The 516-nt window shown below is 40.1% G+C and carries 2 protein-coding genes; both read right to left on the bottom strand.

Annotated elements, in window-relative coordinates; genetic code table 11:
• A partial coding sequence (locus tag CWC28_RS21185; protein ID WP_138625739.1) for a CTX-RstB family phage integration protein occupies positions 1-258 on the bottom strand: 258 nt, incomplete at its 3' end.
• A partial coding sequence (locus CWC28_RS22020) for a hypothetical protein (RefSeq protein WP_212746812.1) occupies positions 255-516 on the bottom strand: 262 nt, incomplete at its 5' end. The genes CWC28_RS22020 and CWC28_RS21185, both read right to left, overlap by 4 nt.

Raw genomic sequence — 516 nt, 5'->3', positions numbered from 1 at the left:
GTCAGGCTCTAGGGTTAAATCAACCTCACAAATACCTTGCTCTTCGGTGATTTTCTTAAACTTGTTATAAAGCGTTTGGTCTTCACGCATGCTCAAAGACTTAGGTTCAAAGCCACATTTTTGAATATTGTGGTCACCTTGAATAAAGTCTTTTTCAGGTACTAAGTAACTGATAGATGAAAACGAATAGGGCTTAGCAGCACCTGATTTGCTTGAAACACCGCGACCCATCGCGGCAGATAATAAGATTACTTTCATGGGGCTAACTCCATTTGATTGGGTGGTGATATACAGGCCTGATTTATAGAGTCGGGGATATCCCACGGATTAAGGCCTTTAGTTAATTGGTTAATGATTTCGCTGTCCGGTAGTTCTTTAACGTGACGTAAGAAATTTAAAAACTTGCCGTAAGACTGTGCGCAATAGCGTTCTAGTCTTTCAGCAACAAAAATCCCACTTACTTTTGGTTTACGTGTAGTGGTTTTAATCTCAAGACGTTTAGCGCTAACAAACTCA

Source organism: Pseudoalteromonas sp. S4492, from assembly GCF_005886115.1.
Lineage (GTDB): Bacteria > Pseudomonadota > Gammaproteobacteria > Enterobacterales > Alteromonadaceae > Pseudoalteromonas > Pseudoalteromonas gelatinilytica.
The sequence above is the reverse complement of the archived record's forward strand: the minus strand, read 5'-3'. Positions and strand labels throughout refer to the sequence as shown.